The organism is Rosistilla carotiformis, from assembly GCF_007753095.1.
Taxonomy (GTDB): domain Bacteria; phylum Planctomycetota; class Planctomycetia; order Pirellulales; family Pirellulaceae; genus Rosistilla; species Rosistilla carotiformis.
Genome location: NZ_CP036348.1, coordinates 6,161,159 through 6,184,755 on the forward strand (window position 1 = coordinate 6,161,159; position 23,597 = coordinate 6,184,755).

Annotated in this window: 17 protein-coding genes; 7 read left to right on the forward strand and 10 right to left on the reverse strand. The window is 58.3% G+C overall.

The window, feature by feature from the left end; all coding sequences use genetic code 11:
* Positions 1 to 227: 227 nt before the first annotated feature.
* Both Poly24_RS22370 and Poly24_RS22375 read right to left on the reverse strand, forming a co-directional pair.
* On the reverse strand, positions 228 to 1,709 hold the full coding sequence (locus tag Poly24_RS22370) for a DUF7133 domain-containing protein (RefSeq protein ID WP_145100929.1): 1,482 nt from the start codon (positions 1,707 to 1,709) through the stop codon (positions 228 to 230).
* A gap of 77 nt (positions 1,710 to 1,786) precedes the next feature.
* Entirely contained in the window at positions 1,787 to 5,359 is a 3,573-nt protein-coding gene (locus Poly24_RS22375; RefSeq protein ID WP_145100932.1) for a family 16 glycoside hydrolase, read from the reverse strand.
* 571 nt (positions 5,360 to 5,930) lie between these two features.
* Here Poly24_RS22375 and Poly24_RS22380 point away from each other — a divergent pair.
* From Poly24_RS22380 to Poly24_RS22390, 3 genes are all read left to right on the forward strand, one after another.
* A complete protein-coding gene (locus Poly24_RS22380; RefSeq protein ID WP_145100935.1) occupies positions 5,931 to 6,809 on the forward strand; it encodes a DUF1559 domain-containing protein in 879 nt (292 codons plus the stop codon).
* Positions 6,810 to 6,992: 183 nt separating this feature from the next.
* Positions 6,993 to 7,376, forward strand: a complete 384-nt coding sequence (locus Poly24_RS22385) for a hypothetical protein (RefSeq protein ID WP_145100938.1) — start codon at positions 6,993 to 6,995, stop codon at positions 7,374 to 7,376.
* 866 nt (positions 7,377 to 8,242) lie between these two features.
* Complete coding sequence (locus tag Poly24_RS22390; RefSeq protein ID WP_145100941.1) at positions 8,243 to 8,788, forward strand: hypothetical protein; 546 nt, start codon at positions 8,243 to 8,245, stop codon at positions 8,786 to 8,788.
* Here the strand turns inward: Poly24_RS22390 and Poly24_RS22395 are convergent.
* From Poly24_RS22395 to pssA, 4 genes are all read right to left on the reverse strand, one after another.
* Positions 8,780 to 9,676 (reverse strand): prephenate dehydrogenase, encoded by an 897-nt coding sequence (locus tag Poly24_RS22395; protein WP_145100943.1) that lies wholly within the window; start codon positions 9,674 to 9,676, stop codon positions 8,780 to 8,782. The genes Poly24_RS22390 and Poly24_RS22395 overlap by 9 nt on opposite strands.
* Positions 9,673 to 10,905, reverse strand: a complete 1,233-nt coding sequence (ribA, locus tag Poly24_RS22400; protein ID WP_145100946.1) for a GTP cyclohydrolase II — start codon at positions 10,903 to 10,905, stop codon at positions 9,673 to 9,675. Before ribA ends, Poly24_RS22395 begins: the two co-directional genes overlap by 4 nt.
* Before the next feature lie 316 nt (positions 10,906 to 11,221).
* Positions 11,222 to 11,905, reverse strand: a complete 684-nt coding sequence (locus Poly24_RS22405) for a class I SAM-dependent methyltransferase (RefSeq protein ID WP_145100950.1) — start codon at positions 11,903 to 11,905, stop codon at positions 11,222 to 11,224.
* 57 nt (positions 11,906 to 11,962) lie between these two features.
* The gene (gene pssA / locus Poly24_RS22410) at positions 11,963 to 12,910 is read right to left on the reverse strand and encodes a CDP-diacylglycerol--serine O-phosphatidyltransferase (RefSeq protein WP_231753294.1); all 948 of its coding nucleotides are present in this window, start codon (positions 12,908 to 12,910) and stop codon (positions 11,963 to 11,965) included.
* 486 nt (positions 12,911 to 13,396) lie between these two features.
* Here pssA and nadB point away from each other — a divergent pair, with 486 nt between their 5' ends.
* Positions 13,397 to 15,031, forward strand: coding sequence for an L-aspartate oxidase (gene nadB / locus Poly24_RS22415; protein WP_145100956.1), 1,635 nt, complete (start codon positions 13,397 to 13,399; stop codon positions 15,029 to 15,031).
* Positions 15,032 to 15,580: 549 nt separating this feature from the next.
* On the opposite strand, the gene Poly24_RS22420 is transcribed toward nadB, so the two are convergent.
* The gene (locus tag Poly24_RS22420; protein WP_145100959.1) at positions 15,581 to 16,891 is read right to left on the reverse strand and encodes a homoserine dehydrogenase; all 1,311 of its coding nucleotides are present in this window, start codon (positions 16,889 to 16,891) and stop codon (positions 15,581 to 15,583) included.
* 800 nt (positions 16,892 to 17,691) lie between these two features.
* On the opposite strand from Poly24_RS22420, the gene Poly24_RS22425 reads away from it, so the two are divergent.
* Both Poly24_RS22425 and Poly24_RS22430 read left to right on the forward strand, forming a co-directional pair.
* Positions 17,692 to 18,615, forward strand: coding sequence for a DUF1559 domain-containing protein (locus Poly24_RS22425; RefSeq protein WP_145100962.1), 924 nt, complete (start codon positions 17,692 to 17,694; stop codon positions 18,613 to 18,615).
* Between the two features lie 48 nt (positions 18,616 to 18,663).
* Positions 18,664 to 19,071, forward strand: coding sequence for a hypothetical protein (locus Poly24_RS22430; protein WP_145100965.1), 408 nt, complete (start codon positions 18,664 to 18,666; stop codon positions 19,069 to 19,071).
* Positions 19,072 to 19,156: 85 nt separating this feature from the next.
* On the opposite strand, the gene Poly24_RS22435 is transcribed toward Poly24_RS22430, so the two are convergent.
* The gene (locus Poly24_RS22435) at positions 19,157 to 19,669 is read right to left on the reverse strand and encodes a hypothetical protein (RefSeq protein WP_145100968.1); all 513 of its coding nucleotides are present in this window, start codon (positions 19,667 to 19,669) and stop codon (positions 19,157 to 19,159) included.
* 179 nt (positions 19,670 to 19,848) lie between these two features.
* Positions 19,849 to 20,622: a hydroxypyruvate isomerase family protein gene (locus tag Poly24_RS22440; protein WP_145100971.1), complete on the reverse strand. Its 774-nt coding sequence runs from the start codon at positions 20,620 to 20,622 to the stop codon at positions 19,849 to 19,851.
* A 380-nt stretch (positions 20,623 to 21,002) separates the two neighbouring features.
* Between Poly24_RS22440 and Poly24_RS22445 the strand changes: the two genes are divergently transcribed.
* Positions 21,003 to 22,319 (forward strand): protein kinase domain-containing protein, encoded by a 1,317-nt coding sequence (locus Poly24_RS22445; protein WP_145100974.1) that lies wholly within the window; start codon positions 21,003 to 21,005, stop codon positions 22,317 to 22,319.
* A gap of 43 nt (positions 22,320 to 22,362) precedes the next feature.
* On the opposite strand, the gene Poly24_RS22450 is transcribed toward Poly24_RS22445, so the two are convergent.
* Positions 22,363 to 23,382, reverse strand: coding sequence for a polyprenyl synthetase family protein (locus tag Poly24_RS22450; RefSeq protein WP_231753295.1), 1,020 nt, complete (start codon positions 23,380 to 23,382; stop codon positions 22,363 to 22,365).
* Positions 23,383 to 23,597 lie beyond the last annotated feature (215 nt).

Genomic DNA, 23,597 nt, shown 5'->3' on the forward strand with positions numbered 1-23,597 from the left:
CTTCATACCGTACATCTTATTGGATCCTCGATCTCTCCGCCGCGTCCCTAAAAATTACCGCACCAGTCGTTGGCCGCCAGATCACTTAGAACCCCCGCAACCTCCATGGGTTCTGAAAAATCAGCAACTTGCCACCTGCCATCGCATTCTCAGCGGGATGGATCGTGCCGAAACCGAAGAGAACCAACGGGTGTGTTGGGAGCATATTCTCCCTGCCGACATCAGGTCTACTGCACCCGATAGTTAAGCGTGTAATAGGCTTCGGGGTGCAGCAGCGGGTTGCCCGCGGCGCTCTTCACGCCGTCGCTGTGCAGTTCGTGCACGTGCCCCTCCTGCAAACCATCGATCTTCAGATGGACCGTCTTGCCATCGTCAGCCACGGTCGCCGAGAGGATCTTTGGCGTCGTGTGGTCGACTTCAGGACTGCCGTAAGAACTTTGGTAGATGTAGGTGTAGGTTTCCATTTTATACGAGTCGACGTTGCCCGCGGTTTCGGGATCGACGGGTTCGGTGAACTGCAGATCGAAGCCGTCTTTAGCCGCTCGCATCTCCAAGATTTCAAACGGCACCTTGCCGGTCCAGTTCAGTCGCTGCAGCGAGCCCGGATCGCGGCCGGCCGATCCCCAGCCGCGATTTGTGCCGCCGACAAACATCGATCCGTCGGAGGTGATCTCGGTGGCGACGTTCCCCGAACCAAAGCCCTTGCGAAACGGAAAGCAGACGCCTTGGTAATGCCCCTGAACCTTTTCCAGATAGACACGCATCACCGTGCTGGCCGATTGGTCGCTGACAAACATCTGCCCGGCAAACGGACCAAACTTGCCGCCGCTGGTATCACACGTCACGCCGCTCGCCGATTTACCCATCTTGTTGTACGGGAACATCACCACCGGCACTTCGAACTCGGGAATCTTCCGCGCCTGATCCAACGAGCGCGTATTGCTCTCGGGTTCTTGCGGCCGTTTCCCCAGCACATCTTCCGCCTGTTCATACCACTCGAATCCGCCCGGATGGCCGACGAACTTGCCAGGAATCAATTGCTTCAGATGACACGTTCCGTTCCAAGGGCCTTGGTTGTCGGTGTAGAAGATATCGCCAGCGAGGTTGCTTCCCATCCCGCCGGGCGATCGGATCCCACTGGTCGTCGGAACCGTCTTGCCGTCGGGCGTCACGCGAACACACCAGCCCCGGTAGAGAGCCTTGCTGCTGAACGAACCGGTCAGGCACAGCGTCACCCAGATATCGCCGTTGGCATCAAACTTCGACCCAAACGCATACTCGTGGTAATCGCCGGTGATCCCCCAGCCATCGGCGACGACTTCAAATTCGTCGGCGCGGCCATCGCCATCGGTATCGCGCAATCGGCTGACATCGGGGCGCTGCGTCACATAAAGCCAACCCTCTTTTTCAGTCAGCCCCAACGGTTCGTGCAGCCCGTGGGCGAAGCGATGGAAGTTCTTTGCCGGGACTTCATCGGCCAACGGGTCATCGATCATCCAGATCTCGCCGCGACGCGTTGCCGCGGCCAATCGGCCGTCGGACATCAACTGAACCGCTCCCACCTCCAACAGCTCCCCTTCGGGAATCTGCAGATCGGTCAGCTTATAGTATTCGTCTTCGGTGGGCGGCTGAGCCACCGCGGTGGCGGTAACGCACAGTCCGATCAACAGGCCGGAAAAGAGAGTCGTCGCGATTGGGAATCGATTCATAAGAGCCACCGCTGTGCAGCAGGAAAGTTATCGTTTTGAAATGAAGTTGTTAGCGTGGGGATTCGGTAAGCCCCGCGCTACCAACGGATCTGTTCTTCGATCGTCGCCGTTCCGCTCTCCAGCGAGACCGGCATCCGCAACTCTTGCCCATCGCCCACAGAGATCACTCGCGCGGGACCGTCAATGCGGATCGAATAGTTGCCGTCGATGCGATACCAGCCGTCGGCGGCCGCTTCGATTTTCTTGCCGGCTGCCAGGCGAAGCGTCAGTCCCGCGGTGTCGGCGGGGCCCGTCAATTGCAACTGGCGACGTAGCGAGACAGCTCCCGAATCGTCGCCCTGGGGCAGGGGCGTGTCTTCGACAGTCACCTCGCCGGCGCGATAGCGGAATGTCGGTTGACCGCTAGGATCCAAGCGATACCCCAGGAATCGATATCCCTGCGCTCGCAGATCTTCCGTCGGCCAGGGAGCATCGATCGCGTCGAGCCGGGCCAGCGGAGCGACTTTCTCCAACGACCGGATTGCGTCTCCCAACGGTCCCTGATTCCCCGGGCCACGTCCGACCCAGTGCTTGCTGGCGTCGATGAAGGCTCCCTTCCAAGCCAACGCCAGCGACATCGTTCCGGCGTCCCAGGCGATGTGAACGCGTTGAGGATATCCGACGGCGATCCCGCGAGGCGTCAGCCCTTCGATAAAGTTGCGATAGATGATCGGCCGCTGTTCGGGAACCAATTCGATCAGTTCCTTCCCGACGCCGATCGGCGGGCGGGCTTTGGCACCGTCGGCCAGATAGGTCCACAGGGCACCGATCTGGGCGCTCGGATGGCCGTCATAAAGATCGGGCACCACCGATTTGCCGTCGGGGAAACTGGCTGGCATCCGCGTTCCCGGGCGATAGGTTTGCGGCGACATCAGATAACGATGGAACCAATCCTCTCGCAATCGCGAGGTCATCCGTTGCATGTCGATCGCGCCGATTCCCGGCGCTCCCTGGCCACCAAATGTGTGACACTTAACGCAGGAGAGTCCTTTGTTGCCGGCCAGCATGCGGCCGGCCGAAAGCTGTTCATCCCGCGGCTGATCGATCGCCGCGATATCGGCTTCTTTTTTCAGATCCAACGCCACCAGTGCGTCGACGAAACCGGGCATATTGTGCGTTCCAAAGCCTGGCATGTTGGCCAGCATGTAGGGCCGCTCGTCCGCTCCCTTGTTCAGGATCTGCGTGATGTAGTCGGACTGTAATTTGTCCCCCACGCCGTTCAGCGGCGGCGGCAGACGCCCCTCGTCTCCCATCTCCTGCATCGTCGTCTTAAAGACCGCATCGCGAGTCGCTTCGGGACCACCAATTTTGTCGCGGCTGTGACAGGCGTAACAGTTCATCGTGGCCATCGTCTGATGGACCAGTCCCGCAACGTCGACCTTCGGCGGCCCCGTCCGTAATTCATCGATCGCGCGGCCGATCGCTTGTCGCTGAGCGACGTTCAGATCAAAGTTGGGCAGGCCGGCAGCAGGCGATTCGGCCAAGCAACCAGCAGACGTATCGAGCGTCTTCATCGCCGGTCCGACCAGCGATTTTGTAGCGTCCGCTGGCAGCGACTTCATTTGATGACAAGACGCACAGCCGACACTTGTGAAAAGCGATCGTCCCTGCTCGATCAACGCAGGGTCGGGTTGAAAGGTCGACTTGAACAGCGGTTCGGCCATCTGCCCCGACGGATCGAGCGACAGGATCGAATCGATCATCGTTCGATTTAATCCGCCCCCTTCAATCTCTAGCGACAGCGATTCCTCGCCAGCAAATTCAAAATATTCGACTCGCAGTTCGTGAACGCCTTGCTCCAACAAGACCTCTGCGGTTCGCGTGCCGTGCGGATGGATGCCGTCGTAGACCACGACCTGCTTGCCGTCGACAAGCACTCGGCTGCCATCGTCCGATCCCAGGTGGAACTTGTATTTGGCTCGCTTGGGAGCGATGAAGTAGCTGTCAAATCGAGCGGCAAAGCGATCCTTGCGGCCGCTGGCTTGAATGTCCAGGCCAAACGTTTCGACTTCTTTTTCCGCCGTCAACGTTTCGAAATCGGGGAGCGTCTTCCAACTCCCTTCGTAGAAGGTCGCCTTGGTGTTAACCGCCGCTTCTCCCAAGATCACATCTCGCAACAGATAGGTCGCCAGATCTTCTGCCTCTCCACCTTGGAAGCCGAAGCTGGGCATCCGACCGCTGGGCCGCGTCGCATGCGGATGTTTCAAGAAACCGACCAACGAGTCGAACGTATACTTCTGGTCCAGTTTGCCCAACGGGATCGTTGTCGCATCGGAGACGACCGTGCCGTCTTGCGGCGTGTGGCAGGCGGTGCAGCCGATCATGTGGAACAGTTCTTTGCCTCGGCCAGCGGCGACGGGATCTCCCACGCGATCGACGACGACGCCGGTCGAACCGAGGTAACTGGCGAGCGCTCGAACCGTTGCGTCACGCTGTTGTGGATCGAGCCCCGCCAACAGATCGGGCATCGTCGTTCCCGGCTTCTCCCCGTGCGGGTTGCCGATGAACGCGAGCAGATGATCGGGGCGAATCCGGCTGCCGACACTGTCGAGGATCGGAGCCTGTTTGGCGGCGACAACCGGCTTGGATTGTGCGTGGCATGTGGCGCAGCCGAGTTCGCTGATCAGCAAGTGCCCGCCCAACGCAGTCGCCGCGTCGCCGGTCGCAGCAAAGCGTTCGAAGCCGGGGATGCGGGGACGGCGGGCTTCTTTATCGGCATCGCGAGGCTGGACCCAGATATTGCGAAACCGAACCGGATTGCCGTGGTTTTGCAGGTACAGCGGTCCCGGTTGGGGCCCTTCGTCGTTGGGAGCCGCTCGCGTTTTGTGCGGCAGCGCCACGTTCTGTTGCACGATCACGCCGTTTAATCGTACGGTCAGCTTGGCATCAGCGATTTTCTTGCCGGCGTCATCGTAGCGAGCGGCGGTGAAGTCGGCGTCATAGGTCTGCCAAGCAAGTGGCGGGAAGCACATGTTCAGATCGGGATCGCGGATCGTGTAGATTCCGCCGGTCTCGTTCATCGCGCCGGCGAGTCCAAACGAATCGAGGATCTGCGTTTCGTAACGGCCTTGATAATAGACGCCGCTGTTGCCGCGAGCTTGCCCGCGGGCGGCGGGCATAAAGGGCGTGCGGAATTCCAGATGCAAACGGAAATCGTCGAAACGGTCTTTGCTGGTCACCCCTTCGATCAACAGCCCATCATCGGTCATCCGACCCGATTGCCAATGAGCGTCCAGCGTTTCGGTGGTGCCATCGAACATCACGATCGCGCCGGGCGGAGGCTGTCGCCCCAACGTGGGACTCTTGCGATCGACGCGTTGCATTTGATTGGCGTCGACCAGATCGAGGACCCCATCGGAGTCCAGTGGAACGCGTTGTGGTGGCGTCTTGTCCCAGCCGTCGCCGGGCAGACCGGCCCCGTAGATCACCGCCTCGAACTCTCCATCCCCCAGTGCGATCACCTGCATCGCTCGCTTGGGCCCGACGTATTCGCCTTGGATTGCAAAGTCGGGATCTTCCGCGGCCGCTTCGGGCGTGGCGTAGGTCGTCGGTTGAGACCAAGCGACCGAACAGATCAAAGCGGTCAATAGGCTGCAGAGTGCAATTCGCATGGCATCGTCAGGTCAGGACGGAGTGAGGTGGAATAACAACCGAAGCAGTATAGTTACCCAGCAGCGCCGTGTGGGCAGGGCGCTGCAAGTTTGCCCTCCCTTAGCGTCTTTGGAAACGCAGTCGAGCACCAAGAACCCAACCATGGTGATTGCCCCGACGAACCGACGCGCACCGGAATCAAGTCGCTTGACTTACGTCACGCCAAAATGATCTCCCAACCTCCCCTGAAGGGATCCGATTGAGGTGGCAGATGGTTGCGAACACGCAGTGAACACCATCCGATACGAGATTTCTGAAGGTCGTTTCCATTGCCGAAACAGACCGGCCAGCTCCACCTGCACTCTGAGCAGCCCTCTCCAAACTGGCTCAGAATAAACCGCACATCCTGAACATCATTCCTTCGCTTGTGCCACAGCCTTCATTTTGAGGTTGACATCTTACATCATGAGGGGTGTAATGCGGGCCGTAATCCCCGCCGTGCGGGGGGATTATTGGACGCGAGCGTTGTCACGCTCAGATCAGCTGATCGGCAGTTATCATTTTACTTAACGAACATCGAGGAATTCTGTCATGCGAAATCGAACTCAAGGCTTTACGCTCGTCGAGCTTCTTGTCGTCATCGCGATCATTGGTATTCTCGTCGGCCTCCTGTTGCCGGCTGTACAGGCGGCTCGCGAAGCGGCACGGCGGATGCAGTGCAGCAACAATTTGAAGCAATTCGGGCTTGCACTCCATAATTACCACGATACGCACCAGAAATTCCCAGCCGGTTCCAGATTCACCAATGGTACTGGCAACATCGGCGGGGACCGCATCAACGGTTGGGTTGCGATCCTGCCATTTATGGAGATGGGAAACGTCTACGATCTCTGGGATTTCCGATTCGACTATGACAACGCAGCGAACAATGCAGCAAAGGCAACGGTCGTAGATGCAATGTTCTGTCCATCCAAGCCGCGTCCTTTGCAGGGAAGTAGCACCGTGGCATACGGCGACTACGCATTCAGCACCGGGACTGGCCACACCAACGATGGCAACACGAATTCATGGAGAGGGGTCTTTAATCAGAATTCACGAGTCGCCTTTCGAGATATTACTGATGGCACGAGCAACACGATCGCAGCGGGTGAGATGGACTCGAACTTCAATTTAACCAACCATATCTGGCGCTGGGGCTATCACTCGCACCGAAACATGTGCTACCCGATGAACCGAAAAATCGTGGGCGATGCGGCATTCTCCCACATCACAAACAACGGCACTGTCATTGCGGGGACGTCCGCTACGGAATTTAGCGACTTGTGGGCAAACTTCGGCTCCCATCATCCCGGAGGCGCACAATTCTTGAAAGCTGATGGATCCGTACTCTTCGTCGCCGAGACTATCGAATATCTCACCTACCAGTATCTTGGCGACAAAGCGGACGGCAATGTAATCCCTGCCCACTAGTAAGGTCACACCGAACTCTTCCCTCCACCGTATCTGTTTGCGGATCGGTGGTAGCTGCATGTCGCAATGGCACGGTAGACCGCCGAAGAATGCCTGCCTGAACAACCTATTGCCCCCTCGCTTTGCGCGGAAAAAAGGGGGCCACCCCGCAATAATCTCCCCCCCAACAAGGAACAAAAAAGCATGTCACGCCCTACCGCAACCACGATGCGTTGGTGCCTACTACCGGCGATCGTTACATTCGCCATTGCAATGAACGGTTGCAGTTCTCCGCAACAAGAGCTTGCGCCACCAACGGCCTCGGTGTCGGGAACCATCGCCGTCGCCGGGAAGTCGATGCGTGAGGGAACGATTCATCTCTACTCGTTTACAACAGGAGAGATTGGAGTGGGGCCGATCGACAAGAAAGGGGAGTTTAAGCTGGACACCCCGCTTGCCAGCGGAGACTACACGGTCTACCTAAGCAATGTTTCTGGAGTTCCCGAAAAGTTTTACAGCGAGACTTCCAGCGGCCAACAGGTCACCCTCATTGACGGTGACAATAACCTAACGATCGACCTCAACTAACCCCCCTCCGATCGACAAATGTCGGGACAAATCGACAGAGCAATCGCAGGTGGCTCCCCATGGAAGGGAGCCACCGACTTGTGGGGCGAGACATTTGCAGTGCCTCACTGCAACAAACAAGTCTGCTGACACAGAACACCAACCTCTTCGGTCATCGAGGTCAACGATTTGCCCGCTGGTAATCCGTTGCGGAACCTCTGTTGCCGCAGCGATTCGCTGGTGATCCCAGAAGGTAGCCGGTGGTATGAGCGCAGCGAATACCACCGGATTCGATCGCCGCAACGCGGTCGCACGCCGGGCCGTTGGCCCTTCTTGTTGTGTTTGTTCGCCTTGCCGTTTACCCAGGCGTTCCGCCTGGGCTATGCAAATTGCCGGCCCTTCGGTCCTCAGGAGGCCGGCGGTTTGAGACGCGTTGAATGTCATCGGATGCCCACGCCACGACAGTAACCGCATCGTCGGTTCCCGAAGGGGGCAAGAAGGTAGCCGGTGGTTTGAGCGTAGCGAACACCACCGGATTCGATCGCCGCAGCACGCGCCGCCCGCAACGCGGTCGCACGTCCATCGATCGTCGGGCCGCTGGCCCTTCTTGTTGTGTCTGTTCGCTTTGCCGCTTACCCAGGCGTTCCGCCTGGGCTATGCAAATCGCCGGCCCTTCGGTCCTTGTGATGTCCTGCCTTTTCGCCAACCCTTGGCAACTCTGGCATGCTGGATTTGCCAATGCGATCGACGCCCCAAAGGACGAGATTTCGGCAACGGCAATTTTTTTGGCCGGTTCGATTTCTCTCTTGACCTGGCGATTGGGGCGTAATTAGGTTGAAAGGTAGAGGATTTATTTCCTCTTCCTTGCAACAGGAGGAAGACAACCGATGACAGAGAAACGTGATTCAGCGCCAAGCACGCTACTGCAACGATTCTTTTCTGGGGTTTCCGAATCGATCTTTCATGGTCAGTTGGGCGTGGCCGATGTCCAGTTAGTCGACTACATCAACGGCCTACTGATTCGATTCGTTCACACCGACATGCTGCATACGGTTCGCCGAGCGACCGGCAGACCGGCGACCGAAGTGGTCGAAATGCTGGTCGAAGCGGACAAGCGGATCGGCGTCGCTCGCCGTGAAGTCCACCGCCACGTCGGCGATTTCACGCTGTTCTGGAGCGGGATGTATCCCGAGAGCCTGAGGCAGATGAAGTCGCGCGATCACGCCGATCACTTCGTCGATTATTGCCAGCAGGGGAAGCGAGCCTACGCGATCGCAAGCTCGATCGAAGGGGGCGAAGATCGACCGCCGTGCGATCTGCTGCGTCGATTGAGCGAGCAATTCGAGATGTGCGCCTACGGTCTTCGCGAGGTCCGCCGCGAACTGGAAAACCGCGACGACGATCCGCCTCACCAGAAGACGCTGTTATTCTGAGTCGTCGACGGGACCACACGTTGCCGCATCGATCGATTGTTTTGCGGCTTGCGCGTCGATAAACAGCTTTTCAACTCCAGCCCAATCCTGGTTGGCGATTGCGCCGCGGAACTGGCCGATCGCCGATTCGTATCGCTGCAGTTGAGCCAAGACCGCCGGCGCGTTCGCTTCGACAATCTGTCGCCACATCAAAGGATCTCCCGCCGCGATCCGCGTCGCGTCGCGGAATCCCGATCCGGTCAGGTGTGCAAATTCTTGTGGCAGCGCGAGTGCTAAAGCGGCCGATGCAATGTGAGGCATGTGACTGGCAGAGGCCAACGCGAGGTCGTGATCGGCCGGACTCATCGAGATCACGCGGCAACCGATCTGTTCCCAAAATCGCTTTACGCGGTCGTGGCGGATCGGATCGGTTTGGCCGGTTGGTGTGGTGATCGAAAGCTTCCCTTGAAACAGGTCAACCGAAGCGTTTTCAACTCCCGTTCGCTCGCTGCCAGCGATCGGGTGCGAACCGACAAACCGCAGCGCCGCGGCGGGGTGCGCTTCGGCTGCCGCAACGATTTCCTGTTTGGTGCTACCGACATCGGTGATGATCGCTTCGGGATCGCTGGCATCGGCGATCTCGGGCAGCAATCGCGCGATGTGGCCAACAGGGGCAGCGATGATGATCAGGTCGCAATCGGCAACACACTGGATCGCATCGGCAACCGCGTGGTCGACAACTTGCCGATCGAGCATCGTTTGCCGCGTCGCGGGGTTGCGAGATGAACCGACAAGCGTCGCATCGGGCCAGCGACGCTTCGCTGCCAGCGCCACCGAACCGCCTAATAAACCGACACCAATCACGGCGATCCGTCGCGGCCGCCAAGCTTCCTGCGCCTCGCGGTTCATTCGGCCGACTCGACCGGATCGCTGGGCAATTGGTGTCCCATCTTGTCCCGCTTGGTTTGCAGGTAACGCGCGTTGTGCACGTTCGATTGGGGGATGATCGGAACTTGATCGACGACCTGCAGATCAAAGCCGCGGAGATTAAAGGCTTCGGTCTTTTTGGGGTTATTGGTTAGCAGGCGGACTTCGCGAAGTCCGAGGTCCTTGAGGATTTGCAGGCCGATGCCGTAGTCGCGCATGTCGGCTTTAAAGCCCAACGCATGGTTGGCTTCGACGGTATCGAGGCCTTGGTCCTGCAAGGCGTAGGCGCGAATCTTCTGGGCCAGCCCGATGCCGCGTCCCTCTTGCGGCAGATAGACCAACGCACCGCGTCCCTCGCTGCTGATCACCTTCAACGCCATCTTCAATTGGTCGCCGCAGTCGCAGCGAAGCGAATCGACCAGGTCGCCGGTGAAGCAACTGCTGTGCATCCGCACCAACGGCGGCGGTCCGTCTTGGGAAGTCAGGTCTCCGTAGACCAGCGCGATCGGTTCTTGGTCTTCGAACTGGACGTCGTAGACGATGATCTTAAAATCGCCAAACGATGTCGGTAGATCGGCTTGTGCGTTCCGCGAGACCAGCTTTTCGTTCACCCGTCGGTGAGCGATCAGCTCTTCGATCGTGATGATCTTCAGATTGTGTTTCTTGGCTAGCGCCAGCAGGTCGTCGCGGGTGGCGCGGTCCCCCGATTCGTTGAGGACTTCGCAGAGCGCGCCGGCAGGTTCCAGCCCCGCCATGCGGGCGAGGTCGACGGCAGCTTCGGTGTGCCCGGCCCGGCGCAACACGCCACCCTCTTTCGCCAACAGCGGATAGACGTGTCCGGGGCGGACAAAGTCTTCGGCGTGGCTGTGGGGTTGGATCAGCGCCTGGATCGTTTCGGATCGTTCAGCGGCGGTGATGCCGGTCTTGGCGTTGCGATGATCGACTGGGGTTTGGAAAGCTGTCTTTAAAGGTGCATCGTTACGTTCGACCAACGGGTGCAGATCCAAACGATTGCAGACGTCGGGGAGGACAGCGACGCACAGTTGGCCGCGTCCAGAGATCATGAAGTTGACGTTTTCGGTCGTCGCTTTTTCAGCCGCGCAGATGTAGTCGCCTTCGTTTTCACGATTCTCGGCGTCGAGAACGATCACGATTTCGCCACGCGCGATCGCATCAACGGCTTCGGGGACGCTGTTGAACGGGGAACTCATATATCGGGAACACCTGGTTTGACCTATCTGGTCGTCGAGGAAGGGGGCTCAAGCGGGCAGCGGGGTGAAGATTGGAACGCCTCTGCCTACCGCCTATTATTCTAAGCCCGCGGGGATGATAAAGGGGCCTCCGAAGGAGACGAATCCAGTTTGCCGCCCCCGTCAGTGGAGCGATGCGCGGGACGCCTGCCCAGCAGGCCGCTCCGCGAGGGCCGGGTGGACTCTATCGGACTTCTCGCCCCGGCGTGTAAGAGCCAGCAACCGCCGCAAGGGTTCGCGTCGACGGAGGGCGGTCGCGTTTCTGCCGCCGAGGCGTCTAGCAGCGTTTCGCCTTGACGATCGTGAAGAGCGAGAAGGGAGACGATTTGTAGCGATGCTCGACTTCCAACGGCAGATTCTCGATGATCGATTGGCATTCGAGATTGGTTCGCCAGCCGAGGTGCCGGGTGACGCTGTCGGCGCGATCGACCATGCTGGCGATCCACTTTCGGCGGCTGCGGAAGTGGTTGATGATCAGCAGACGCCCGCCCGGTTTGAGGACGCGCGTGATCTCCGCCATCATCTTTTGCGGCTTCGAGACGACAGTCACGACGTGAAAGGCGGTCACGAAGTCGAAGCTTTCGTCGGGGAAATCGAGCTGTTCGGCGTTCATCGCCCGCAGGTCAAAATGATCCCATCCCTCGCGTTGGATCCGTTTTTGAGCGACTTCCAACATCGGTTCGGAGAGGTCGATCCCCGTGATTTGGGCGTGCTTGGGATAGACCGGCATCGAGACTCCGGTGCCGATTCCGACTTCGAGAACCTTCGATCCCTGGGGAATGTCCAGCGATTGAATGCTGCTGCGGATGTGGTTGCGGATCACCAACGGGAACAGGACTTCGTAGGCGGGGGCCAGTTGCTTGTACAACTGCGCCCGTTCAGCCTTCACTTTCGAACCGGAGTGCGATGGGGCAGCCTGCTGAGTTTTTTCGTCTTCCGCCGGGGCGACGTCGATTTCCATTGTTCTTCTATTCCGTTGGGGGATGTTGGGTAATGAGAAGTTCGCAGGGGGGGACTGCTAACCGCTTGCGCGTGCCGATTCAGGCAGACGCATCCAATTCCGGATCGGGGATTCAAAGGCGTAGTAGCAGAACATCAGCGGCAGAGCCAATTCCTTCACGACCACGACTGTCATAATAGCAAAAAGAGCCAGGCCGATCTGGAATGGAGACCAGTGTCCGCCGAGCCATTTGGGGACAAAATGCTCGTAACGGAACCGCGACACCATCAGGTAGGCTAATAGTACCGCGAGAGCCGGCAAAAGGTATTGGCAGCTGGCCAAGACGGTGGCGGCCAATTCTTGAGCCCGCGGGTCGGCGATGGACGTTTGCATGCCCGAGAGTTCGGGGGTGGCGATCGCAAAGGTGGCGATCGTGCCGGCTGCGGCAGGGCTTGGCAGCCCCTCGAAATAGGCGTGGTCTTCGGCGTCGTCGCTTGGCGTTTCGACGTTAAACCGGGCCAGTCGCAGGATCGTGCAGAGCGAAAAGAGGACGCCGATCGGGTAGATCACGCGCAGCGGCAGGACGTTGGAGTATTGCCAGACCAGGACTGCGGGGGCGACGCCAAAAGTGATCGCATCGCAAAGGCTATCTAATTGCGCGCCAAATTCGCTGGTCTGCTTGGTCGCTCGGGCTGCCCAGCCGTCGAACGCGTCGAACAGCATTCCGGCGAAGATCAAGCAACCGGCGGCAAACAGTTTGTTTTCGGTCGACCAGTTCAGTTCGGCATTATAAGCCATGGCGATACTGGCCATGCCACAGGCCCCGTTGCCCAGGGTCAGCATCGTCGGCAGGAAGCTGAGGCTCATGCGTGGGCGTCGTCGTTTGCGGGCGGCTCGATAACTCATGTATTTGATATTTCCGCTAGGGAAGTGAAGGATCGTTGGCAGGTCGCGGTCGCTGGACTGCCCGTTGTGAGTTTCCAACTCAATAGGAAGTGAGACCGCAAACCATGTTCCTCTTCGCACCGCCGAGCCATTTCTTGTGCAGAAATTGGAGAGGGCGACTGCCTGCCGTGGCGGGGAACTGCTCTAAATGATCGCTCGGTCGGCCTCGCATTGCCACCGGCGCGCTGCTCCGCCGCGACATGGGTGCGGATCGTTTTGGTGGAACGATCTGCGGCTGGGGGCTGGGAGGATTGATCCGCGGTGGCAATCATGGTGCTTCGAAGGGAGAGCGTTGACCTTGGCCAGGCCATTCAAATTGAGCGATTTGCGGGAACGACGATCGCGAGATGCCGAGCAAAGGTAGGCCTTTCCCGCCATTTCAGCCGTAGTCTACCAATGATTGGGGCTCAATACTCGACTATATTTAGCAAAATGTTAACGTATTCGACACAAGGGTCCAATCGGATCGGTGAGGTGAATTAACGCAGATAGGTGCTTTTCCCGCCGCACTTCCTGCAGCCCTGATCCTCGCACCCATATTCTCCTCTCGCGCCGGCCGCAGATTTTATGACACCTCGCTACTTGGTCGCTTTTCATCCAAAACGGGCCCTACACCGCTTCACCGACCTCTTGGTCATTGGCGGGGGGCTTTCGGGGTTGCGGGCCGCCAATGCGGCAGCGGCGAACCAATCGGTTCTGGTCGTGACCAAGGACCGGATCCAGGAATCGAACAGCAATTACGCTCAGGGCGGGATAGCCGGCGTGATCGACGAAACCGATTCTTTTGAGAATCACGTTCAGGACACTTTGAATGCCGGCGGCAATCTGTGCGATCGGTCGGTCGTCGACACGGTGATCCGCGAGGCGCCCCGCCGGATCGAGGAGCTGATCGCTTGGGGGACGCGATTTGATTCGCACCAAGAGGGCTCGCTGATGCTCGGCCGCGAGGGAGGGCACAGCCACCAGCGGATCGTCCACGCGCTGGGAGACGCCACGGGGCGCGAGGTGATGCGGGCGGTGATCCAGCGGACGCGCGAACGGCAGAACATCCAGATCATGGAAAACGCCTTCACCATGGATCTGCTGACGCACGAGGGGCGATGCCACGGGGCCGTCCTGGGTGTCGGCACCGACAAACCGACGCTGGTTTGGGCCAAGCAGACAATCCTGTGCACCGGCGGATGTGGGCAGATCTTCCGCGAATCGACCAACCCTCCGGTTGCGACCGCCGATGGGATCGCCGCAGCTTACCGGGCGGGTGTCGAATTACGCGACATGGAGATGATGCAGTTCCATCCAACGGTCCTCTACATCGCCGGCAGTTCGCGATTTCTGATCACTGAAGCGGTGCGGGGCGAAGGGGCACATCTGGTCGATGCGTCGGGGCATCGGTTTATGTCCGAATACGATCCGCGCGGCGAACTGGCCCCACGCGATGTGGTCAGCCAATCGATCGTCCGCCAGATGAGCAAGACGCAGCATCCGTGTGTCTACTTGGATCTGAACCATCTGGATCCGAAAGAGGTGAAGTCGCGATTCCCTGGGATCGCCAAGGTCTGCCAAGAGTTTGGTTTGGATATCACGCAGGATCGGATTCCGGTTCGTCCCGGCGCGCACTACATGATCGGTGGTGTTTCGGTCGATATCGAAGGCCGGACTTCGCTGCCCGGTTTATGGGCGGCGGGGGAGGTGACCAGCAGCGGGCTGCACGGCGCGAACCGGTTGGCGTCGAACAGTTTGTTAGAGGGGCTCGTCTACGGAGCCCATGCCGGCGAAGGGGCCGCGCGGGCTGCGGCTGAAATGCCCGACCGCTACGAAGCACTCAAGATCGAAGGGCCCGCGACGGCTGCCCCCGTGGAACCGCTTGATATCGGTGACATCCGCAACGCGATGAAGAGCTTGATGGGGCGGTTGTGTGGCGTGCAGCGGGACGCTCCGTCGCTGCGTCAGGCGCTCGATTCGTTGGAGTCTTATTGCAGCTACGCGTTGCCGCGACAGTTCGATTCGGTCGAGGGGTGGGAGCTGCAGAACATGCTGCTGACCGCTCGCCTGATGGCCGCCACCGCGCTGGCTCGCGAGGAGTCGCGTGGGGTTCATTTCCGGAACGACTTCCCCACCACCAACGATGAACAATGGCGTCGCCATCTGACAGTCCAGATCGACCGCGACGGCGGCCGCCCACGTCAAACGCCAATTCTGTAGCACTCGTCTTCACCCTCCCTCAAGGAGGGTCGAACCCGCGAAGCGTGGTTCGGGGAGGGAAGTGCGGCAGATCCGACAGCGGTAGGCCCTCCCCGAAAAATTCGCTAGACGCTCCTTTTTCGACCCTCCCAGCTGCGCTGGGCGGGTGAAGGGCCGGCTTTGTTTTACGATGGCCCGGTAACGCTCGTTTTCACCCTCCCCCAGGGAGGGTCGAACCCGCGAAGCGTGGTTCGGGGAGGAGAGTGCGGTGGATCCGGCGGCGGTAGGCCCTCCCCGAAAAATTCGCTAGACGCTCCTTTTTCGACCCTCCCAGCTGCGCTGGGCGGGTGAAGCGCGGGCTTTGTTTTACGCGGGCCCGGTAACACTCGTTTTCACCCTCCCTCAGGGAGGGTCGAACCCGCGAAGCGTGGTTCGGGGAGGGGAGTTCGGCAGATCCGACAGCGGTAGGCCCTCCCCGAAAAATTCGCTAGACGCTCCTTTTTCGACCCTCCCAGCTGCGCTGGGCGGGTGAAGTGCGGGGAGTGGCCGGCTCACGTTGGGGCGAAGTTCTTATTCGCCGACTTTGACTCGCAAGCGAATCACCTTGCCGACGACGCAATCGAGGTTTTCGATCTCGTTTGCAGCTCGACCGGCGGCTCCTTCGGGAGCGCTGTGAGTCATGATCACCAACGGAACGACATCGCTGGTCCCATCGTTGGCTGGTTCGTGTTGGATCACCGATGCGATCGAAACCTGATGGCGCCCCAGAACTCCAGTGATCTCACCCAACACGCCGGGAGAATCGTTGACATGCAGACGCAGATAATAGCGTCCGGGGAGTTCGCTGAACGGACGCAAACTGACGCGCGGCTGTTCGTCGCCGTTGAACTGTTTTAATGTCTGGAAGGTCAGTCGCGTGCGACCGACCGCGGTGTCGATGATGTCGGCGACCACTGCCGATGCGGTTGGCATCTGGCCAGCGCCGAGCCCGTGGTAGAAGACGGGGCCGACGGCATCGCCGCGGACGGCGATCGCGTTAAACGCGTCTTGAACTTCGGCCAGCGGCGTCCCCGCTTTGACCAAAGTGGGAGAGACGTGGAGTTCAAGCCCTTCGCTGCCCAAGCGGGCGACGGCTAGCAGCTTAATGCGATATCCCAGCTCGCGAGCGTATTGCAGGTCGGCCGGGTCCAATTGGTCGACGCCCAGTCGCGGGATGTCGGCCCAACGTGGATGGGCACCAAAGGCGAGGTGAGCGAGGATCGCCAGTTTTTGAGCGGCATCGGTGCCGTCGACGTCCATCGTCGGATCGGCTTCGGCGTATCCAAGTTCCTGCGCCTGGGCGACGGCATCGTCGAAGGACATTCCCAAGCGATCCATCTGCGTGACCAGGAAATTGCTGGTCCCGTTGAGGATCCCTTCGAGCGAGAGGATCTGGTTGGCCGACAGGCACTGGCTGATGTTCGTGATGATCGGGATGCCACCGGCAACAGCCGCTTCGAACGCGATGCACTGTCCCAGTTCGCGGGCGCGACCAAACAGTTCGGGGCCATGTTCGGCCAGCAAAGCCTTGTTGGCGGTGACGACGTCTTTGCCGCTTTCGAGCAATTTCAGCATGATCGTGCGAGCCGGTTCTAAGCCACCGATCAATTGCGCGACGACCTTGATCTCGGGATCGTTGAGGACATCGTCGAGGTCTTCGGTGACAACGCCTTCGGGCAAATCGGCGTATTCAGGCTTGCTGGCATCGCGAACTACCGCGCGTTGCAGCCACAGCGTGCGGCCCGCGTGCCGCGCCGTACGATCGCCGTGATCCAACAGCAGCTTTGCCACGCCGGTACCCACGGTTCCCAAACCAACGATTGCAACCTTCGTCTTTTCCATTGTCTTGTTATCTTCAAATCGCAAATATTATTGAGGTCCTGACGCCTGGAATGGTAGACGTTCCCACCGTTGGCTACCAGCATGGCTGCTGACCAGCGACCTTATCTGGCATATAAGAAACGTGCTCGACGCAGGGTTTGACGCTCACCATTCCCTGAATTTTCCTTGTTTTTCTCGTAAACAATCCCCTCGAGCCCAGGGGAGTTCGGGAGGAAGTCTCGGGCAGAAGAATGGAGCGGATACCGGGCGCAACCGATTTGCAGCGCAATGTCGACGAGAAACGTCGTCTGAATGTTTGTCGAATCCCCGCGTCACGATGGACAGCATTTCGCTGGCTCCTTCGTGCTTAACGACGGCGCGAGCGGAAGCAAAAGAGTCGCTGGAATGCCCCCCGCGGTGTGGATGTTCAAGTGCGACTGTTGGGGGCGTGCATGGTGTGCCGTCAAAGTAGTCAGCCAAAAAACATCGCTGCACACAAAACAGTCTTATCCTCAATCCGCAGGCAAACGCTCGGGCACGTTGGCGATGAAACGGCAGATTGTATCGCAAAATTTTCAAGATCGGATCGACGTTGCGGTGGTGGTGAGGTGGAATTCCCCACCGCAAAGCAATTCTTCAGCACGTCTGGCAAATCAGCCAAGGGCCACCTAAGGGGCTGTCGAGGGAATTTCTGGCACTACGTTTGCGTCTCGTCTTTGGAATCAATTCCGATGCTATTCAATTCGGTGTGTCCACGCACCCCATTTGCACCGGCGTTTTCTGCCAACCGCCCCCCTCCTTTCCATCTCAAGAGAGTAGACATGAAAAAGAATGCCCCTCCGCGACATGCGTTCACCCTCGTCGAATTGTTAGTCGTTATCGCAATCATCGGCATCCTCGTCGGCCTGTTGTTGCCCGCGGTTCAAGCTGCCCGCGAAGCGGCTCGGCGAATGAGCTGCTCTAACAACATGAAACAGCTGGGCTTGGCGATGCACAATTACCACGACACGTTCCGCAAGTTTCCCTACGGCTACGTCGACAGCGGGATGGTCACGCGAAAACGCGATTGCTGGATGCAACGACTGTTGCCCTTCTTCGAGGAAGGCAACATGCAGGATTTGTACGAACAACAAAATCCCGAGTGGATCATGGATGTCGATGTATCGATCAAGGATCGGCAGGTCGCATCGCTGCTGTGCCCCTCCGACACTGCGACTCCCGGCCTGGGTGCCAACGGTGGCGTTCGGTCGGATGGCGCGGGTTTCCAAGGGAACTATGTGATGTGCACCGGCGATCAATACATGTATCACACCGCCCGGACGCGCGGACTGATCTACGCTTATTCCGACACCTCCTTCTCGTCGGTGACCGATGGAACATCGACCTCATTGATGGGGGGCGAATCGATTCGTGGTGGCGGTGACACCGGTGGCTGGGGCGGTGCTGGCGGATATTGGGGTGGTGCTCGTTGGGGCGGCTACGGTTTCACCGCATTGGAAGCCCCGAACACGCCGGTTCCCGATCAACATTACACCTGCAAATCGACCACCTACCGGGACTTGCCTTGCATCAGTTTGGTTGGAGCCGACACAACGCATAATTCGTTGCGCAGCCGACATCCTGGCGGCGTGCAGTGCTTCCGCATCGACGGTTCGACCCAGTTCCTTTCGGAAACGATCCAGTTGGATGTCTACCATGCGATGGCCACGATCGCCAACGGCGAAGTCGTCAACGACGCGCAGTGAGCATTCCAAGGCGTTAACCCATCTTCTATTTCTCATGAGTTCTATCGAATGAAAAACAAACGAATCGCCCTCCTGTCAGTCGCCCTGCTGACGCTAGCCTCGATCGGCTGTGGCAGCAGTGGGCCTGCGATGTCGCAGGTTTCGGGCAAGGTCAGCTATGGGGGGGAACCTGTCACCACGGGGCATGTCGTGTTCCGAGCGAAAGATGGCAAGACGGTCAGCTTTGCTGGCCCGATCGTCGGTGGCGTTTATCAGTTTGAAACGCTGCCAGGCGAGAAGACGGTGATGATCACCGCAACGCGTCCGGTACCGGGAAAGTTCGACGAATCGAATCCTGGCGAAAAAGTGCCGGTCACCGAACAGTTCATTCCCGCGAACTACAACGCCAAGTCGGAGTTGTCGGTGATGGTTACCGAGACGGACGAAACATTCGACTTTGATTTGCAGTCGTCTTAAGCACGATCTTGTTGCACAAAAAAGTGGGTCGCGCACTCGATTGCGCGACCCACTTTCGATATCTCTCGACGCATAGAAGCGTTTGTTAGGCGGCGTCCTTCTTCTTGTTTGGCTTTTTGCCTTTGTCGGGCCGAGCGGCGCGCTGCAGTTGTTTGGGTAGCTTTTCCTTTTGTGCATCGGTCAGCGTCGCCAAAACCGCCTGGGTGAACTTTGCGCGGACTGCGTTCATCTTGTCCATCGCTTCGGCTTGCGGTTTGGTCAACCCCGCCGCTTCATTGATCGCTTCGTTTCGCTGCTTTCCCTTTTTGTCGGAATCGGCAAGCGACTTCGCAGCTGCAGCACGCTTCTTCATCAGTTCGCCGGTGATCCCTGCTTCATCGCGGATCTTCGCCATCTCGGCGCTTGCAGCTTTTCCAGCCGCTTTGATCTTTTCGGTCTGTTCTTCGGTCAAGTCAACATCGGCCAGTTGCTTGAGAATTTGAGCGGCAACGTTTCTGCCACCCTCTTTCGCTTTTCCCTTACCAGCTTTCTTCTCTTCTGCGATCGCGGGAAGGGCGACAACAGCAAGCATGACCATCACCAATGTATTGCGTCTCATCGTGGAAGTGCTCCTCTTGGAACGGGGGGAATTGAGACTGTCGGATATCGACCGATGGATTTTAGTCTTCCCCATCTGCCAGCGCCAATTCTGTAAAGAACAATTTTGCGTGAAATCGTTCGCCACAGCGACCCCGCAACGGAGACAAACACCACACAACCCGAAAACACAGCGGACCGCTAAAACCAGCTGACGACCTGCCGTAAACCGGCCGCGGGATCATCTTTGGGCCAATACTCCAACCCGACGAACCCCTCAAAGCCGCTTTCAGCAATCGCGGCGAAGATCGATGGGTAATGCAATTCGCCGCACGTTAGTTCGTGTCGGCCGGGATTTCCCGCGGCGTGAAAGTGACCGATCTTGGCGATGTTCCGGGTGATGTTTTCGATCACATTCCCTTCGCTGATCTGTTGATGGTAGATGTCAAAAACAACCTTCACGCGGTCGCTGCCTACCTGATCGATCGCCGCAAACGCCTCGTCGCTGCGGGTCAGAAAATAACCGGGATGGTCGACCCATTCGTTCAACGGTTCGATCACTAACGTGATCCCAGCGGCCTCTAACATCGGGGCTGCTTGCTGAAGCCCATCGACCAACGCGCGAAACTGCGACTCGCGATCGATCCCAGGCCGAAAATCTCCGACCTGCGATATCAGCGTCTGGCAGTCGAGCCGTTGGGCTGCGGCGATCGATGCCTCCAATCCAGCCAGATAGTCGTCGCGGCGGTCGGGATCGACGAGACTAATGAAATGGGTGCAGCAGGCAGAAACGGTTAGCTGATGAAGGTCCCTGGCCTGGATGATTGCATCGAGATCACGATCCCACCAGCCCCAAAACTCGAAGGCTTGGATTCCACAATCAGCCACGTTCTGGATGGCTTGCACTGCCGGAAGACCTTCAAAAATTGCATCGATACAAACCGAGGGCTGGAGTCCTGTTCGAGGTTTTGTCATCGTCTCTAGGGGGCCGCTTAAAAAAAGAGGGAACAAAAGGGATTCAATCTGGCAGGCCGGTGGAGCTGTCCAAGGCCTGCAAAAAATAGACGCCGCGGAACCATCGACAACGCTGGCGTTGGATCGACTTCCACAGGGCGGCATTGTAGCAGGACGCAAGCACGAGGACGAATCGAGACAAACCAGATTCGACCGCATGGAAAACGCATTGTTAGACGTTTGAACGTTGATCGAGGAGCAGCGTGCAGGTGGTCGTAGTCGCCGCGGTGACACCGTGTGCGAATTTGTCGTCCTAGTCTTTTTTGTGGTAATTGTTATGCACTAGAATAACGAAACGCGACTGGGCGAGATTGCAGGTACAACCGCAAGCACGTGATCCCATGAACAACATTCCGGAGGAACCGGACGGGCAGGCTCGACAGGTGGGAACCCGTCCACTGACGACATCGATGAGTTCTGAGGAGGCAGCTTCGGAACCGGGCGATGATACTCCTAAGCTGGGCACCTCCCGTTACGAGATCAATGAATTGATCGAACGTGGCGGCATGGGAGCTATTTTCTCGGCTCGCGATCTACAACTGTCACGAAACGTGGCAATCAAAGTTCTCCGAGCCGATCGGTCCCAAAATTCTCAGGCCAAGCAAGGGTTCATCAACGAAGCTCGGATCATGAGCTATCTGTCGCACCCGGGCGTGACGCCCATCTACGAGTGCGGGACATGTGAAGACCAGCGTCCGTTCTACGCGATGAAGCTGATCGATGGGACGACGCTGGCCGATATGATCACCTCGCGCGCTTGCAGCACATCCCATTTGGTTTACATTTTCGCCGACGTTTGCCAAACCGTTGCATTTGCGCACTCCCGCGGTGTGCTGCACCTGGATCTGAAACCTGGCAACGTGATGGTCGGCAAGTTTGGCGAAGTGCATGTCATGGACTGGGGCCTAGCACGTATCCAAGGGGGAGCGGCCGAAAAAGGAATCGATCCGCCCGACTTGGAAAACGAAAATTTCTCTTCTGTCAAAGGGACGGTCAATGGCACGCCAGGCTACATGTCCCCCGAACAAGCACGCGGACGAAAACTGGACAAACGCGCCGATGTCTTCAGTCTGGGGGCGATCCTTTGTGAAATTTTGATTGGCCATGCGCCGTACGAAGGCAAAGACGCGCATCAGATCCACAAGCGGGCGATGACCGGATCGATGCAAGCCGCGATCGACTTACTGGAGCACTCGACTCAAGATTGCGTTTTGATCCGATTGGCCAAACAATGCTTGGCACGACACAAAAAAGAACGTCCCCGTTCGGCCGTGGAGGTCGCCCAGGCGATGGCAACGTACCATGAGTCGGCATTTCAACAAATGGAAAGCGACATGCAACGCTTTTTTGAGTTGTCGCTGGACCTGTTCTGCATCGCCAAGGCCGATGGCTATTTCCAACGCATCAACTCCAACTTTTCGCGAGTATTGGGGCACAGTGATTCCGATCTCCTCGCCCGTCCATTCCTTGATTTTGTCCATCCCGAGGACGTAGACGAAACGATGCGACAAATGGAACTGCTGCAGCAGGGACAGCCGGTTGTTGGTTTTCGTAATCGCTACCGCACCGTCAGCGGTGAATTCAAAACGCTCGAATGGGTGGCCAAATCGATCGCCAACGACAACATCATCTTTGCTGTCGCACGTAGCGTCCCATAGCCCCGGAACGCAAACGAGGTTGAATCGCGACCGTTCATCGGGGCTAAAAATTTCGACTGACGCTGAACAAGGCGAGCTGTTGAAGCGATTTTTTCGCCGCGGATTCTGGCAGAAAATCAATCGCGGCGACGGCATCGGCAGCAAACCGCTGGGCTGTCGCCAGGGTGTACGCCTTGGCATCGGATTGTTCCAACCGCGTCACGATCGCCTGACACCGTGCAGCATCCGACATCGACTGCAGTTCGTCCAACTGGGTTTGCATCGACGGATCCGACTGCAACAGATGGATCAACGGAAGCGTTGGCTTGCCTTGCAGAAGATCCGTACCCAACGTCTTTCCCACACGTTCGGTGCTGCCCCAGACATCCAGAAAGTCGTCGGCGATCTGAAATGCAATCCCCAAGTTCTCCCCAAAATCGGCCAACGCGGTCTGGGTTGGCAGGTCGGCACCTCCATGCGTCCCACCCAATCGACAACTGATCCGACACAACTCCGCCGTCTTGCCACGAATGATGTCGATGTAATCCACTTCGCTTAACTGAGAACAACCGCTCGTGAAAATTTGCCTCAGCTCTCCTTCACAGACGCGCCGCGCCGCATCGCCGATCCACTGACAGGCTTGCGTTGACCCCAAAGTGGCCGAGAGCGTAAACGCCTGAGCGAACAGATAATCGCCGAGCAAGATGCTCGTTTGGTCATTCCATTTCGCGTTGACCGTGGGTAGATGACGGCGTTGATCGGCAGAGTCCAAAACATCGTCGTGGATCAATGTCGCGGTATGGATCATTTCCATCACCGTTCCCAGTACCACATGATCGCCGGTAAGCTCTCCGGCAGCTTTTCCGGCCAGCAGCACAAGCGCCGGGCGCAACCGTTTGCCTCCCAACAATGCGCCGTGCGCCAACAGAGGCGAAAGATCCTCGTATTCGCTTTGCATCTGCTCACGCAACAATTGCTCAACCAACTGCATTTCGTCACGAATACACTCAAAACTCGAATCGGCTCGCTCGCGCAGTGAGTTGGCAGTCGATTGTTTGGTCGAGAGCGTTGTTTGCGTGTCCATCACAGCCCAGGTTCGTGGTCAGAAGTCGAGCCACCATCCGACCGCAGAAATGTGTCCAATTGCACAGGTCTGAGCCCAGCGTGTGGCATGGTGTTAACCGAACTTAAAAGCAAAAGTTAACATGACTTCCAGCCCGCTGGTAAGGGGCATAGCGACGCACCCACCCTCCACAACCTGGTTCCGGATCTCAACCTTAGGGCCGTTACACTCCCCAT

What these genes read in the sequence shown, in the direction of transcription:
- Poly24_RS22370 (WP_145100929.1), bottom strand. Translation starts at nt 1,709, where the DNA reads ATGAATCGATTCCCAATCGCGACGACTCTCTTTTCCGGCCTGTTGATC.
- Poly24_RS22375 (WP_145100932.1), bottom strand. Translation starts at nt 5,359, where the DNA reads ATGCGAATTGCACTCTGCAGCCTATTGACCGCTTTGATCTGTTCGGTC.
- Poly24_RS22380 (WP_145100935.1), top strand. Translation starts at nt 5,931, where the DNA reads ATGCGAAATCGAACTCAAGGCTTTACGCTCGTCGAGCTTCTTGTCGTC.
- Poly24_RS22385 (WP_145100938.1), top strand. Translation starts at nt 6,993, where the DNA reads ATGTCACGCCCTACCGCAACCACGATGCGTTGGTGCCTACTACCGGCG.
- Poly24_RS22390 (WP_145100941.1), top strand. Translation starts at nt 8,243, where the DNA reads ATGACAGAGAAACGTGATTCAGCGCCAAGCACGCTACTGCAACGATTC.
- Poly24_RS22395 (WP_145100943.1), bottom strand. Translation starts at nt 9,676, where the DNA reads ATGAACCGCGAGGCGCAGGAAGCTTGGCGGCCGCGACGGATCGCCGTG.
- ribA (WP_145100946.1), bottom strand. Translation starts at nt 10,905, where the DNA reads ATGAGTTCCCCGTTCAACAGCGTCCCCGAAGCCGTTGATGCGATCGCG.
- Poly24_RS22405 (WP_145100950.1), bottom strand. Translation starts at nt 11,905, where the DNA reads ATGGAAATCGACGTCGCCCCGGCGGAAGACGAAAAAACTCAGCAGGCT.
- nadB (WP_145100956.1), top strand. Translation starts at nt 13,397, where the DNA reads ATGACACCTCGCTACTTGGTCGCTTTTCATCCAAAACGGGCCCTACAC.
- Poly24_RS22420 (WP_145100959.1), bottom strand. Translation starts at nt 16,891, where the DNA reads ATGGAAAAGACGAAGGTTGCAATCGTTGGTTTGGGAACCGTGGGTACC.
- Poly24_RS22425 (WP_145100962.1), top strand. Translation starts at nt 17,692, where the DNA reads ATGAAAAAGAATGCCCCTCCGCGACATGCGTTCACCCTCGTCGAATTG.
- Poly24_RS22430 (WP_145100965.1), top strand. Translation starts at nt 18,664, where the DNA reads ATGAAAAACAAACGAATCGCCCTCCTGTCAGTCGCCCTGCTGACGCTA.
- Poly24_RS22435 (WP_145100968.1), bottom strand. Translation starts at nt 19,669, where the DNA reads ATGAGACGCAATACATTGGTGATGGTCATGCTTGCTGTTGTCGCCCTT.
- Poly24_RS22440 (WP_145100971.1), bottom strand. Translation starts at nt 20,622, where the DNA reads ATGACAAAACCTCGAACAGGACTCCAGCCCTCGGTTTGTATCGATGCA.
- Poly24_RS22445 (WP_145100974.1), top strand. Translation starts at nt 21,003, where the DNA reads ATGAACAACATTCCGGAGGAACCGGACGGGCAGGCTCGACAGGTGGGA.
- Poly24_RS22450 (WP_231753295.1), bottom strand. Translation starts at nt 23,382, where the DNA reads ATGGACACGCAAACAACGCTCTCGACCAAACAATCGACTGCCAACTCA.